This is a genomic window from Streptococcus sp. 20925_1_77, from assembly GCF_041432125.1.
Classification (GTDB): Bacteria; Bacillota; Bacilli; order Lactobacillales; family Streptococcaceae; genus Streptococcus.
In genome coordinates this window covers 180,375-193,706 of record NZ_JAPVZB010000002.1, presented here as the reverse complement: position 1 = coordinate 193,706, position 13,332 = coordinate 180,375, and the positions used below count along the sequence as shown (strand labels likewise).

Genomic DNA, 13,332 nt, shown 5'->3' with positions numbered 1-13,332 from the left:
GTGTTTTGTGAATGGGTAGAGGATTTTTTAAAAAAGTAGGAGGAAGTATGAAATTACTTGAAGAGCGCATCTTAAAAGATGGCAATGTTTTAGGTGAGAATATCCTCAAGGTGGACTCCTTTTTGACCCACCAAGTGGATTTTAAATTGATGAAAGAAATTGGTCAGACTTTTGCGGAACGGTTCAAAGATGCTGGCGTGACGAAAGTTGTGACCATTGAAGCATCTGGGATTGCACCAGCCCTTTATGTAGCTGAAGCCTTGGATGTTCCCATGATCTTTGCTAAGAAGGCGAAAAACATCACGATGAATGAGGGCATCTTGACGGCTGAGGTTTATTCCTTTACCAAGCAAGTGACCAGCACCGTTTCGATTGCAGGTAAATTTTTGGATCCATCAGATAAGGTTTTGATCATTGACGATTTCCTTGCAAATGGGCAAGCAGCCAAAGGATTGATTCAAATCATTGAACAAGCCGGGGCTCAAGTCGAAGCGATTGGGATCGTGATTGAAAAATCCTTCCAAGATGGACGGGGATTGTTAGAAGAGTTGGGATATCCAGTTGTATCCCTCGCACGTTTGGACCGTTTTGAAAATGGTCAGGTTGTATTTAAGGAGGCAGACATCTAATGCAAAAACAAGAAAGCCATTCACAGGCGGCTATTTTAGGCTTGCAACACCTTTTGGCCATGTATTCGGGATCTATTTTGGTGCCGATCATGATCGCAGGAGCTTTGGGCTATAATGCTCATCAACTAACCTATCTCATCTCTACAGATATCTTCATGTGTGGGGTCGCAACTTTCCTTCAAGTGCAGCTCAATAAATACTTTGGGATCGGTCTTCCGGTAGTCCTTGGGGTTGCCTTCCAGTCTGTGGCACCTCTCAGCATGATCGGGGCTAGCCATGGTAGTGGTGCCATGTTTGGTGCCTTGATTGTCTCAGGGATTTATGTCATCCTTGTCTCAGGTTTCTTCTCTAAGATTGCCAATCTCTTCCCATCAATTGTAACGGGATCGGTTATTACCACCATTGGTTTAACTTTGATTCCAGTAGCGATTGGAAATATGGGAAATAATGCGCCAAAACCAACCGTTCAAAGCTTGATCTTGGCTGTGGTGACCATTCTCATCATTTTAGTTGTTAATATCTATACGACTGGTTTTATTAAATCCATTTCAATTTTGATTGGTTTGATCGCAGGGACTGCCATTGCGGCTTCTATGGGCTTGGTGGATTTCACACCTGTATCGCAAGCACCAGTGATTCACGTTCCAACGCCATTCTTCTTTGGAGCTCCTAAGTTTGAAATCACCTCCATCTTAATGATGTGTATCATCGCAACAGTTTCTATGGTGGAATCAACAGGTGTCTATCTTGCTCTTTCTGATATTACCAAAGATCCAATTAATAGCACGCGCCTTCGCAATGGTTACCGTGCTGAAGGGTTGGCCGTTCTCCTCGGTGGTATCTTCAACACCTTCCCTTACACTGGATTCTCACAAAACGTTGGCTTGGTGAAATTGTCTGGTATCAAGACTCGCTTGCCAATCTACTATGCCGCTGGTTTCCTTGTTCTTCTTGGTCTCCTTCCTAAGTTTGGAGCTTTAGCACAAATCATCCCAAGCCCAGTCCTTGGTGGCGCTATGCTTGTTATGTTCGGTTTTGTATCGATTCAAGGGATGCAGATTCTTGCGCGTGTTGATTTTGAACACAATGAGCACAATTTCCTCATTGCAGCGGTATCGATTGCTGCAGGGGTTGGTTTGAACAACAGCACCCTTTTCAATGGCCTTCCAACAGGATTCCAAATGTTCTTTGCGAACGGAATTGTCGTTGCCAGTGTCTTGGCGATCGTTCTCAATGCTGTTTTAAACCGCAATAAACACTAATTACAGATGAACCGGAGGTCCTTGGATCTTCGGTTTTTTGACTTTTAAGGAAACATATAGTAGAGTGGAAGAGGAGAAAATCTTATTTGATGAGAAGAGAGTTAGAATCATGTATGTAACCTATCACTTTAAAGAGCGCTTGCGCTTGTTTTTGAGTCTATTTTTACCGATTTTAATCTACCAATTGGCCAATTATTCAGCCAGCTTTATCGATACAGCCATGACTGGTCAGTACCGGACCCTTGATTTGGCCGGTGTTTCTACAGCTACCAGTCTGTGGAATCCATTTTTTACTTTCCTGACCGGGATTGTCTCTGCGCTGACGCCGATTGTTGGGCATCATTTAGGCAAGGGAAATAAAGGACGGATTGCTGGCGACTTTTACCAATTCCTCTATATGTCATTTGGTATGGCCATTCTCTTAATAGGCTTTGTTTGGGGGATTGCGCCCATGATTCTCAAGCAGATCGGTTTAGAAAATGTTGTTGCCCAAATAGCCATTCACTATTTATATTTTCTTTCTCTGGGAATCTTACCTTTGTTGCTCTTTAGTATCGTGCGTACCTTCCTCGATACCTTGGGAATGACGCGTCTATCGATGTACTTGATGCTCTTGCTTTTGCCTCTCAATGCTTGTTTTAACTATATCCTGATCTATGGGGCATTTGGTTTTCCCGAGATGGGGGGAGCAGGAGCAGGTCTTGGAACCTCTCTGGCCTACTGGGTCTTGTTGGTTATTGCGGTTTTGATCTTGTGCAAACACCCTAAGGTAGCACCTTTCCAATTGTGGAAGCCCCAACCTTATGATTTTAAAGGGATGAAAGAAGTATTGCGACTTGGGCTTCCAATCGGTGGAATTGTTTTTGCAGAAGTCATTATCTTCTCGCTGGTTGGTTTGTTAATGGCAAAATTCCCATCACTGACCATTGCTAGCCACCAATCGGCTATGAATTTTTCGACCCTGATGTATGCTTTCCCTGTTAGTATCTCCAGTACCATGGCGATTATCGTATCTTACGAACTGGGAGCAGGAAGACCAGAAGTGGTCAAACAATATTGCCGTTTGGGACGACTGACAGCCTTTGGCTTTGCCATTGTCACCCTGGTCTTTCTCTATACATTCCGCTTCCAACTAGCAGGGCTATATGGCAAGGATCCAGTCTTTGTGCAACAAACAGCGATTTTTATGACCTATAGCCTCTTTTTCCAAGTAGCTGATACTTTTGCAGCACCCCTGCAAGGGATTTTGCGGGGTTATAAGGATACAACTGTTCCATTCTTATTAGGTGTCTTTAGTTATTGGTGTATCTCAATCCCGCTAGGGATTTTCCTTGATCATGTGACCAACTTGGGTCCCTATGCTTATTGGATAGGTCTTATTTCTAGCCTTGTCGTAAGTGGAATTTGTTACCAGCTTCGGCTCTGGCAAATCGAAAAAAAGCAAACAAACTAGAATGAAGTCTGGGAAACCAGGCTTTTTATGTACCGTGAATATTATAAATTTTCTGAAAGTTCTTGACAATCGATGTCAAAGTGGTAAGATTAGGAGGTAGAAATGAAGAACTAGAAGGAGAACAAGATGAGAAGTGATATGATCAAAATGGGGATCGACCGAGCACCAGCGCGTGGTCTCCTTTATGCAACAGGGCAAGTAAAATCAGCAAAGGATATGCAAAAGCCCTTTATTGCCATTTGTAACTCCTATATTGATATCGTTCCAGGACATGTTCACCTGCGTGAATTAGCAGATGTTGCCAAGGAAGCTATTCGCGAGGCTGGTGGGATTCCTTTTGAATTTAATACCATCGGTGTCGATGACGGAATCGCTATGGGGCATATCGGGATGCGTTATAGTTTGCCATCTCGTGAGTTGATCGCAGATGCTGCTGAAACAGTCATTAATGCCCACTGGTTTGATGGTGTTTTCTATATTCCCAACTGTGATAAGATTACACCAGGTATGATTTTGGCAGCCATGCGGACCAATGTGCCTGCCGTATTTTGTTCTGGTGGACCTATGAAGGGTGGCGTTGACATGACGGGGCATCAGGCGACTCTCTCAAGTTTGTTTGAAGCTGTAGGTACTTATCAAGCTGGTGATATGGGCATGGATGAGCTGGATTTCTTGGAAAAAAATGCCTGCCCAACTTGTGGCTCTTGCTCTGGTATGTTTACTGCCAATTCCATGAACTGTTTGATGGAAGTATTAGGTCTTGCTCTTCCTGGAAATGGTACCATCCTAGCTGTTTCAGATGAAAGGCGGGAATTGGTTCGCCAAGCGGCCAAACAATTGGTAGAGAATATTAAAAAGGATATCCGTCCACGGGATATTGTGACCAAAGAAGCCATCGACGATGCTTTTGCGCTCGATATGGCCATGGGTGGTTCTACCAATACTGTGCTTCATACACTGGCTATTGCGCGTGAGGCGGGGATTGACTATGATCTCAAAGATATCAACGAAATTGCCAAGAAGACACCTTATCTCTCTAAAATTGCACCTTCAAGTGTCTACACTATGCATGATGTGCATGAAGCTGGTGGTGTTCCAGCCATTATCAATCAGTTGATCAAAAAAGGTGCCATTAAGGGTGATCGTATTACGGTTACTGGTAAAACCTTGAAAGAAAACGTAGCTGGTGCTGAAATCAAAAATGAAGAAATTATCCATCCAATCGAACATCCTATTTCACCGGTAGGTGGTTTGTCGATCCTTTACGGAAATATTGCTCAGGATGGAGCTGTTATCAAGGTCGGTGGAGTCGATCCGTCTGTGACCACTTTCCGTGGTAAAGCTATTTGTTGCGACTCACAAGATCAAGCCCTTGAGTTGATTGACAATGGAACAGTCAAGAAGGGACATGTTGTTGTCATTCGTTACGAGGGTCCTCAAGGTGGACCTGGTATGCCAGAGATGCTAGCGCCAACCTCTAAGATTGTCGGACGCGGTCTTGGTAAGGATGTGGCACTGATTACGGATGGTCGTTTCTCAGGAGCTACTCGTGGGATTGCTATTGGTCACGTTTCTCCAGAAGCAGCAGAAGGTGGAAATATCGCCCTAATCGAAGATGGGGACGAAATCGTGATTGATCTTCCAAATCGTACCCTTGATCTACTTGTCGATGATGCAACTCTTGCAGAACGTCGCAAACACTTGAAACCTTTCAAATCAAAAATCTCCAGCGGTTGGTTGCGTCGCTATACAGCCTTTGCCAAATCAGCCAATGTCGGCGGAACCTTGATGAGTGACGAAGAATTCGAAGAACGGAAAGCAGAACGTCAAGTCCAAGAAAAATAAGAAAAAACCTTTCCTGCTATGTGATATCACAAGCAAGAAAGGCTTTTTTAGTGGAACCATTATTTGGTGCGCATTTCACCTTGAGGGAAGTAGGTTCCTTCAGGCATATCGTTAATGATGACGTGAACAGCTGACTGAGGAGCACCAGTATTGCGGACAACAGCTTCGGTTACTTCCTTGGCCAAGGCTTTCTTTTGTTCCAAGGTGCGTCCTTCAAATAGGTCAATTCGTACAAATGGCATATGGCCACCTCCTAAATTTTTTATAGGACTATTTTATCACATTTTGGGATACAAAGCTTAGCAAAATTATGGTAAAATGATAATGAAACACATTTTAGAGAGAACAAAAGGAAAATGGCACAATTATATTATAAATATGGGACCATGAACTCGGGGAAAACCATTGAGATCTTGAAGGTGGCCCATAATTATGAAGAGCAAGGCAAGAGCGTCGTCATCATGACCTCGGCAATCGATACACGAGATGGAGTAGGAGTGGTTTCTAGTCGAATCGGTATGAAACGCGAAGCCGTTGCGATTGAAGACGATACGGATATTTTTGGCTTTATTAAAAACCAAGTAATCAAACCTTACTGTGTCTTAATCGATGAAGCTCAGTTTTTGAAACGACACCATGTCTACGACTTGGCAAGAGTCGTGGATGAACTGGATGTGCCGGTCATGGCTTTTGGCCTCAAAAATGATTTCCGAAATGAACTCTTTGAAGGTTCCAAACACCTCCTCTTGTTAGCCGACAAGATCGAGGAGATCAAAACCATCTGCCAATACTGTTCCCGCAAGGCGACCATGGTCTTGCGTACCCAAGCGGGTAAACCTGTCTATGATGGAGAGCAGATCCAGATCGGTGGACACGAGACCTATATCTCCGTTTGCCGTAAGCATTATTTTAATCCAGACATACCAACTGAAAGCGTCTAGAACGTTTTAGAGAGGATAATAATGTCTATTTGTTTAAAAGAAATTACAATATCGAATTATTTTGACGTTTTAAATCTAGAAGTTCATCTAAACCAAAGGAATTTTATTGCATCCAATTCCATTAGCTTAGCTGAAGCCTATGTATATGATAAAAATGGTGATTTTATAGCTCCCTTAGCAGTTTATGATAAGGAAGTATTAGTTGGTTTTGTTATGATTGCCTATGATCAGAAAATTGGGATCAGCAAGGGGAACTACTTGTTATTTCGTTTTATGATCGATAAACGATTTCAAGGTTTAGGCTATTTTAAACCGACTATGGATGCAGTCATTGACTTTGTTCGAACAGAGCCAGCTGGAAAAGCAACAAGTCTTTGGTTATCTTATGAACCGGAAAATAATCAAGCGAGATCTTGCTATCTCCATTATGGATTTAAAGAAACTGGCGAAGCCATAGAAAACGAAATTGTAGCAATCTATGATCTAACAACCAAGAATTAAGGAGCAAACATGAATATCTATGATCAACTACAAGCTGTAGAAGACCGATACGAAGAGTTAGGAGAATTACTGAGTGACCCAGATGTGGTCTCTGATACCAAACGCTTTATGGAGCTTTCAAAAGAAGAAGCTTCCACGCGTGATACGGTGACAGCCTACCGTGAGTACAAGCAAGTCCTTCAAAACATTGTTGACGCTGAGGAAATGATTAAGGAAGCAGGCGGCGATGCGGACTTGGAAGAAATGGCCAAGCAAGAGCTAAAAGATGCTAAGGCTGAAAAAGAAGAGTACGAAGAAAAATTGAAGATCTTACTTCTTCCAAAAGATCCAAACGATGACAAGAACATTATCTTGGAAATCCGTGGAGCAGCAGGAGGAGACGAAGCCCAGTTATTTGCTGGTGACCTCTTGCAGATGTACCAAAAATACGCGGAAAGCCAAGGCTGGCGCTTTGAAGTCATGGAAGCTTCCTATAATGGCGTTGGCGGGATCAAAGAAGTCGTAGCCATGGTCTCTGGGCAATCAGTCTACTCGAAACTCAAGTATGAATCTGGAGCCCACCGGGTACAACGGGTTCCTGTGACAGAAAGCCAAGGTCGTGTCCATACTTCGACTGCTACAGTTCTAGTTATGCCAGAAATCGAAGAAGTCGAGTACGACATTGATCCAAAAGACCTACGGATTGATATCTACCACGCATCTGGTGCGGGTGGACAGAACGTCAACAAGGTCGCAACAGCCGTTCGTATCGTCCACTTGCCAACCAATATCAAGGTCGAGATGCAAGAAGAACGGACCCAACAGAAGAACCGCGAAAAAGCCATGAAGATCATCCGTGCGCGTGTGGCTGACCACTTTGCTCAGATTGCCCAAGACGAGCAAGACGCTGAGCGGAAGTCTACTATTGGGACTGGTGACCGTTCAGAGCGGATCCGGACTTACAACTTCCCTCAAAACCGTGTGACCGATCACCGGATTGGCTTGACCCTTCAAAAATTGGACACCATCTTATCTGGTAAATTAGATGAAGTGGTCGATGCTTTGGTCTTGTATGATCAAACTCAAAAATTAGAAGAGTTGAATAAATAATGTTGTTGGGACCATTATTAGCCCAGTATGAAGAAGAATTAATAGCCGTTGGAGAGGAAGCAGAAAGCCTCTCCTTCGCGTATCGAGCTTTAAAAAACTGGACCTTTACAGACTTTGTCCTGGCCTTGCAAAAAGAAGTGGAAGTAGAGGATCAGGCCTTGCTTGATTCCATTTTTGAACAGTTGAAACATCACGTCCCTGCCCAGTATATTATTGGTAGTGCAGAATTCTGTGGCCATGTTTTTACAGTGGATGAACGCGTGCTGATTCCACGACCTGAAACGGAAGAATTGGTCACTCTTATTCTTGAAGAAAACGATGAGAAAGCCTTACGAGTTCTGGATATTGGTACAGGAAGTGGTGCTATCGCTATTAGCTTAGCCCTTGCTAGACCTACCTGGCAGGTTCAAGCTAGCGATGTCTTAGAAGAGGCTTTAGCCCTGGCTCAAAAAAATGCCAAGCAGTTAGAAGCTTTCCTTGAATTTAAGTCGTCAGATGTTTTGGAGCAGCTAGCAGGTCCCTATGACCTGATTGTGTCCAACCCTCCCTATATCTCCCGGGATGATGTAGAAGAGGTTGGAGCCAATGTTTTAGCCTCTGAACCCCACTTAGCTCTCTTTGCAGACCATGATGGATATGCCATCTACGAAAAGATTGCCCAGCAAGCACCAAGTGTTTTAACACCAGATGGAAAGATTTACCTAGAAATTGGCTATAAGCAAGGAAGCAAGGTAAAAGAGCTTTTTCAAGAGGCATTTCCCAACAAACAAGTTCGAGTTTTGAAAGACCAATTTGGACAAGATAGAATGGTAGTAGTAGACAATGGATCACATTGAGAAAGAATTAGAAGCAGGCCGTGCGGTTATTCTGCCAACTGAAACAGTCTATGGTATTTTCGCTAAAGCTTTGGATCAAGAGGCAGTTGATTATATTTACGAATTAAAACGTAGGCCTAGAGAGAAAGCCCTGAACTTGAATGTAGCAGACGAAGAAGATATTCGAATTTATTCGAAAAACCAACCTAGCTATCTAACAAAACTGATTGATTCATTTTTACCCGGTCCTTTAACTATTATTCTTCAAGCAAATGAAAAGGTGCCTGACTGGATTCATTCTGGGATGGATACAGTTGGTTTTCGAATGCCAGCCCATCCAAATACTTTGGAATTAATTCGTAAATATGGTCCTTTAGTTGGTCCTTCTGCAAATCTATCTGGACATGCTAGCGGAACAAAGTATGAAGCTATTGTAAAAGAATTTGATCAGGTAATTCCTGGCTTTGAGGACGATGCTTTCCTTACTGGCCAAGATTCAACTATCCTAGATATCTCTGGGGCCAAAGCAAGGATTTTACGACAAGGTTCGATTACGAAAGCTGACTTGCTTGCACAAGTGCCCGAGCTTTCTTTTGAGGAAGATGACCTTCCTCTGTCATAATGTATATAAAAAATTATTTAATAAGGAGTAGACCTATGATTTTTGATAAAGAAGATTACAAAGCCTATGATGCAGACCTATGGAATGCGATCGCTAAAGAAGAGGAACGCCAACAAAACAATATCGAGTTGATTGCTTCTGAAAATGTCGTCTCTAAGGCGGTTATGGCAGCACAAGGGTCTATCCTGACCAATAAATACGCAGAAGGCTATCCGGGTCATCGTTACTATGGTGGGACTGATGTCGTAGATGTCGTCGAAAGCCTGGCCATCGAACGTGCTAAGGAAATTTTTGGGGCTAAGTTTTCCAATGTTCAACCCCACTCAGGTAGTCAGGCCAACTGTGCTGCCTATATGGCTTTGATTGAGCCTGGAGACACTGTTATGGGGATGGATCTGGCTGCCGGTGGGCATTTGACGCACGGAGCTTCTGTGAGTTTCTCTGGTCAAACTTATAACTTTGTGTCCTATAGTGTAGATCCGGAAACAGAACTCTTAGATTTTGACGCCATCTTAAAACAAGCCCAAGAAGTCAAACCAAAACTCATCGTTGCTGGTGCTTCAGCCTACTCTCACATTATTGATTTCTCAAAATTCCGTGAAATTGCAGATGCAGTAGGAGCCAAGCTCATGGTTGATATGGCCCATATTGCTGGTCTAGTTGCAGCAGGTCTTCACCCAAGTCCAGTGCCTTATGCCCATATCACGACAACAACCACTCACAAGACCCTTCGTGGTCCTCGTGGTGGCTTGATCTTGACTAATGACGAGGAGTTAGCTAAGAAAATTAACTCTGCCATCTTCCCTGGTATTCAAGGAGGACCACTAGAGCATGTCGTTGCAGCTAAAGCCGTTGCTTTTAAAGAAGCGCTTGATCCTGCCTTTAAAGAGTATGCCACTAACGTGATTAAGAACAGTCAGGCTATGGCTGATGTCTTCTTGCAAGATCCTGATTTCCGTGTTATTTCAGGCGGAACTGAGAACCACCTTTTCCTTGTCGATGTGACGAAAGTCGTTGAAAATGGGAAAGTGGCGCAAAATTTGTTAGATGAAGTCAACATTACTCTCAACAAGAACTCCATTCCTTACGAAACTTTATCACCATTCAAGACAAGTGGAATCCGGATTGGGGCAGCAGCCATCACCGCTCGTGGTTTTGGAGTAGAGGAAAGCCGTACAGTGGCTGAACTGATGATCAAAACCTTGAAAAACGCAGAGAACCCAGCTGTATTAGAAGAAGTGCGGAACCAAGTTAAAGCCTTGACAGATGCCTTCCCACTTTACAAGGACTAAACCATCTTATGGACATTTACGTAAAGAAAGCTATCATTCATCAATTCAGCCCAGATGATACCGATCTCTATCTGGCAGATAAATACCTCAATATCACTCCTAAAATTGAGGAATACTTGCGCAGAAAGATTGAGCGTGTCTATTCCGATGAGGCCAAGACCGGCATTTTTGAGGAAGACAATCCATTCCTTGAGATGATCACGGATGATTTCCTAGAAACTTCAGTAGCCGTAGCCAATCGCTGGAAAGAAGAATTTGTCGTCTCTGAGAATCAAAAGACCAACGATTTGGTGTTTATCCAATTCTCGAAAGAAGGGGTGGACCATTTTGCCTTTCTTCGAATCGCTTTACGAGAAACCTTGACCCATCTTGGCGGTGAAGTGGATAATCCGATTAAGTTGACGCAAAACAATCTACCTGGCTTTGGGACTGGTGCTGATGAGGCCTTGGTCATTAATCTTCAAAACCGCAAATACCATTTGATCGAAAAACGAATCAAGTACAATGGAGCGTTTTTGAACTATTTCTCTGAGAATCTTCTCCAGGAGCAACCTAAGATTTCACCTAAAAAATCGATCAAGGCACTAGAAAAAACAGCCCAGAAAATTGCGGAAAGCTTTAATACAGATGATTTTCAATTTCAATCAAAGGTTAAATCAGCTATTTTCAATCATATCGAGGAAGAAAATAAACTCTCTCCAGAGAAATTAGCAGATGATCTCTTCGATAACAATCTGACAGCCCGCCTCAGTTTTATTGACCAAGTCAAAGAAGCTGTACCTGAACCTGTCACTTTTGAAGAAATTGATGCATCTCGCCAGTTGAAGAAGTTTGAAAATCAGAAATTGTCATTGTCAAATGGAATTGAACTGATCGTTCCGAATAATGTCTATGAAGATGCAGAATCTGTTGAATTTATTCTAAACGAGAACGGGACCTATTCTATTCTGATCAAAAACATTGAGGATATACAGAGTAAATAATGATTAAACGCATAGTGAAGATCTTCTTATTCATCTTACTTATATTTGGAATCTACAAGGGGATCCAGATCCACCATGATGTCAAACAAGTCATGCAGTATCGCTCTCTGGTTAGAGAAGTCCTTGCTGAGGAGGATACCACAGCCAATGAAAACCTCATTCTGGCTATGATCTATACAGAGACCAAAGGTCGAGAGGACGATGTCATGCAGGCTAGTGAGAGTGCAAGTGGTGAGACCAATACCATTAGTGATAATAAGGCCAGTATTCGCCAAGGCATTCAGACCCTCTCCGACGAATTAAAAGAAGCTAAGAAAAAAGGGGTCGATAGCTGGACTGCGGTTCAAGCCTATAATTTCGGAAAAGACTACATTGATTATGTGGCTAAACACGGTGGGACAAATTCCCTAGAGTTGGCACGCGCTTATTCGCGAGATGTAGTAGCTCCGAGTCTTGGCAATGTAACCGGTGAGACTTATCTTTACCTCCACCCTATCTCTCTTTTAAATGGGATGGAACTCTACATTAATGGTGGCAATATTTATTATTCCCGTTTAGTAGAAACCAATATGACGATTATGAAGTTATTTTCATGGTTTTAATCAATCAATTCAGAGAGAGTAGGACAGAAATCGGTCATTCGTTAGAATTCGATTTCGTCGTCCCACCTCCGCACAGTTTAGTAGGGCTGTAACAGCTGATGAAATCAGCGTAGTAGAGCCCACTCAACCACTGCGTCTTGCTCGACAATCCAAAGACAATTGAGAGGCTAGGACTTTTATCCTAGCCTCTCTTATAATCTATAAATCTTTTTGTGTATTCTGACTTTTTAATCCTAGTATTTTGAAATCATTGAATAGCTATGATAAAATACTAGTTAGTTTTAAAATATCTTGAGGAGTTCCTATTGAATAGAAAATCATTCTACGGGCTGCTTTTGGGGTTGATTCTCCTATGTATCGCATTTTTTGGGAAGTATCAACAAAAAACGCAGCTGGACCACACGAATTACCTACAAAGTAGTCGTCCTACCTTATTTTTTCATGGTTATGGATCGAGTGCCAATGCAGAAAAACACATGACAGATGCAGCAAAAAAAGCAGGGGTGACACAAACCGTCATCACTGCAAACGTGTCTACCGATGGACAAGTAAAGCTGACAGGGAACATTCCCAAAGGTGCGGTCAATCCAATTATCAAAGTGGAATACCAAAACAATCGCACGCCCGATCCAAAAGTCATCAGCAATTATGCCTATCAGGTAGTTAAAAAACTTCAAGATACCTACCATTTTAAAGAGATGAACGTCGTCGCTCATTCTATGGGAAATATGTCCGTCTTATATTATCTTCTGGAACATGGAAGTGATGAGAATTTGCCAAAAATTGTCAAGCAGGTCTCTATTGCCAACCATGTCGCTGGACTCGAAGGGATGAATTTACCACAAGGTTTGGTTCTAGATACGCAAACTGGTAAACCCTCCGCAATGAATGAGCAGTACCAACAGCTTTTAGCTCTTCGGGAAGTCTATCCAGAAAATCAGATCGATGTACTGAATATCTATGGTGATATCGGTGGAGAGACGGATGGATCGGTTCTCAACGTTTCTTCGAAAGCCCTTCGCTACCTAGTAGTAGAGCGCGCAAAAAGCTACCGTGAAGAAAAGATTGATGGCAAAGGTGCCCAGCATAGCCAACTTCATGAAAATCCAATAGTAGATAAGCTGTTGATTCAGTTTCTTTGGGGAAAATAAAAATGTCATGCATTCTTAAAAAAACTGTAAGCTAGTTTTAAGAAAGAAACGATATAATAAACATTGAAGTGAATAACTCTTTTATTGGCTTCTTTTTTTCATCTCTAGTCAGGTGAAATAGTCGATAAAATCTACTCAGCGTGGATA

14 protein-coding genes are annotated in these 13,332 nt (G+C 42.6%); 13 read left to right on the top strand and 1 reads right to left on the bottom strand.

Going from position 1 to position 13,332, the window contains the following annotated elements:
* Nucleotides 1-47: 47 nt before the first annotated feature.
* The 4 genes from O3626_RS02235 to ilvD all read left to right on the top strand — a co-directional run bounded on the left by O3626_RS02235 (nt 48) and on the right by ilvD (nt 5,189).
* Nucleotides 48-629: a xanthine phosphoribosyltransferase gene (locus tag O3626_RS02235; RefSeq protein WP_155171812.1), complete on the top strand. Its 582-nt coding sequence runs from the start codon at nt 48-50 to the stop codon at nt 627-629.
* On the top strand, nt 629-1,891 hold the full coding sequence (locus tag O3626_RS02230; protein ID WP_371495002.1) for a nucleobase:cation symporter-2 family protein: 1,263 nt from the start codon (nt 629-631) through the stop codon (nt 1,889-1,891). The genes O3626_RS02235 and O3626_RS02230 overlap by 1 nt, the downstream gene beginning before the upstream one ends.
* Nucleotides 1,892-2,000: 109 nt before the next feature.
* On the top strand, nt 2,001-3,344 hold the full coding sequence (locus O3626_RS02225) for an MATE family efflux transporter (protein ID WP_371495000.1): 1,344 nt from the start codon (nt 2,001-2,003) through the stop codon (nt 3,342-3,344).
* 126 nt (nt 3,345-3,470) lie between these two features.
* Nucleotides 3,471-5,189: a dihydroxy-acid dehydratase gene (gene ilvD, locus O3626_RS02220; RefSeq protein ID WP_371494998.1), complete on the top strand. Its 1,719-nt coding sequence runs from the start codon at nt 3,471-3,473 to the stop codon at nt 5,187-5,189.
* A gap of 59 nt (nt 5,190-5,248) precedes the next feature.
* Here the strand turns inward: ilvD and O3626_RS02215 are convergent, their stop codons facing one another.
* Nucleotides 5,249-5,431 carry a 4-oxalocrotonate tautomerase gene (locus tag O3626_RS02215; RefSeq protein ID WP_001117401.1) on the bottom strand — a complete coding sequence of 61 codons (183 nt, stop codon included), beginning with the start codon at nt 5,429-5,431 and terminating at the stop codon, nt 5,249-5,251.
* A gap of 114 nt (nt 5,432-5,545) precedes the next feature.
* On the opposite strand from O3626_RS02215, the gene O3626_RS02210 reads away from it, so the two are divergent.
* From O3626_RS02210 to O3626_RS02170, 9 genes are all read left to right on the top strand, one after another.
* Nucleotides 5,546-6,130: a thymidine kinase gene (locus O3626_RS02210; RefSeq protein WP_049497936.1), complete on the top strand. Its 585-nt coding sequence runs from the start codon at nt 5,546-5,548 to the stop codon at nt 6,128-6,130.
* A 21-nt stretch (nt 6,131-6,151) separates the two neighbouring features.
* The gene (locus O3626_RS02205; protein WP_371494996.1) at nt 6,152-6,631 is read left to right on the top strand and encodes a GNAT family N-acetyltransferase; all 480 of its coding nucleotides are present in this window, start codon (nt 6,152-6,154) and stop codon (nt 6,629-6,631) included.
* 9 nt (nt 6,632-6,640) lie between these two features.
* Nucleotides 6,641-7,720: a peptide chain release factor 1 gene (gene prfA, locus O3626_RS02200; RefSeq protein WP_003007273.1), complete on the top strand. Its 1,080-nt coding sequence runs from the start codon at nt 6,641-6,643 to the stop codon at nt 7,718-7,720.
* Nucleotides 7,720-8,556 carry a peptide chain release factor N(5)-glutamine methyltransferase gene (prmC, locus tag O3626_RS02195; RefSeq protein ID WP_371494994.1) on the top strand — a complete coding sequence of 279 codons (837 nt, stop codon included), beginning with the start codon at nt 7,720-7,722 and terminating at the stop codon, nt 8,554-8,556. The genes prfA and prmC overlap by 1 nt, the downstream gene beginning before the upstream one ends.
* Complete coding sequence (locus tag O3626_RS02190) at nt 8,543-9,157, top strand: L-threonylcarbamoyladenylate synthase (protein WP_371494992.1); 615 nt, start codon at nt 8,543-8,545, stop codon at nt 9,155-9,157. The genes prmC and O3626_RS02190 overlap by 14 nt, the downstream gene beginning before the upstream one ends.
* Before the next feature lie 35 nt (nt 9,158-9,192).
* The gene (gene glyA, locus O3626_RS02185; protein ID WP_371494990.1) at nt 9,193-10,449 is read left to right on the top strand and encodes a serine hydroxymethyltransferase; all 1,257 of its coding nucleotides are present in this window, start codon (nt 9,193-9,195) and stop codon (nt 10,447-10,449) included.
* A gap of 8 nt (nt 10,450-10,457) precedes the next feature.
* On the top strand, nt 10,458-11,432 hold the full coding sequence (locus O3626_RS02180) for a nucleoid-associated protein (protein ID WP_371494988.1): 975 nt from the start codon (nt 10,458-10,460) through the stop codon (nt 11,430-11,432).
* Nucleotides 11,432-12,034 carry a lysozyme family protein gene (locus O3626_RS02175; protein WP_003007284.1) on the top strand — a complete coding sequence of 201 codons (603 nt, stop codon included), beginning with the start codon at nt 11,432-11,434 and terminating at the stop codon, nt 12,032-12,034. The genes O3626_RS02180 and O3626_RS02175 overlap by 1 nt, the downstream gene beginning before the upstream one ends.
* A 356-nt stretch (nt 12,035-12,390) precedes the next feature.
* Nucleotides 12,391-13,185 carry an alpha/beta hydrolase gene (locus tag O3626_RS02170; protein ID WP_371495112.1) on the top strand — a complete coding sequence of 265 codons (795 nt, stop codon included), beginning with the start codon at nt 12,391-12,393 and terminating at the stop codon, nt 13,183-13,185.
* The last annotated feature ends 147 nt before the right edge of the window (nt 13,186-13,332 follow it).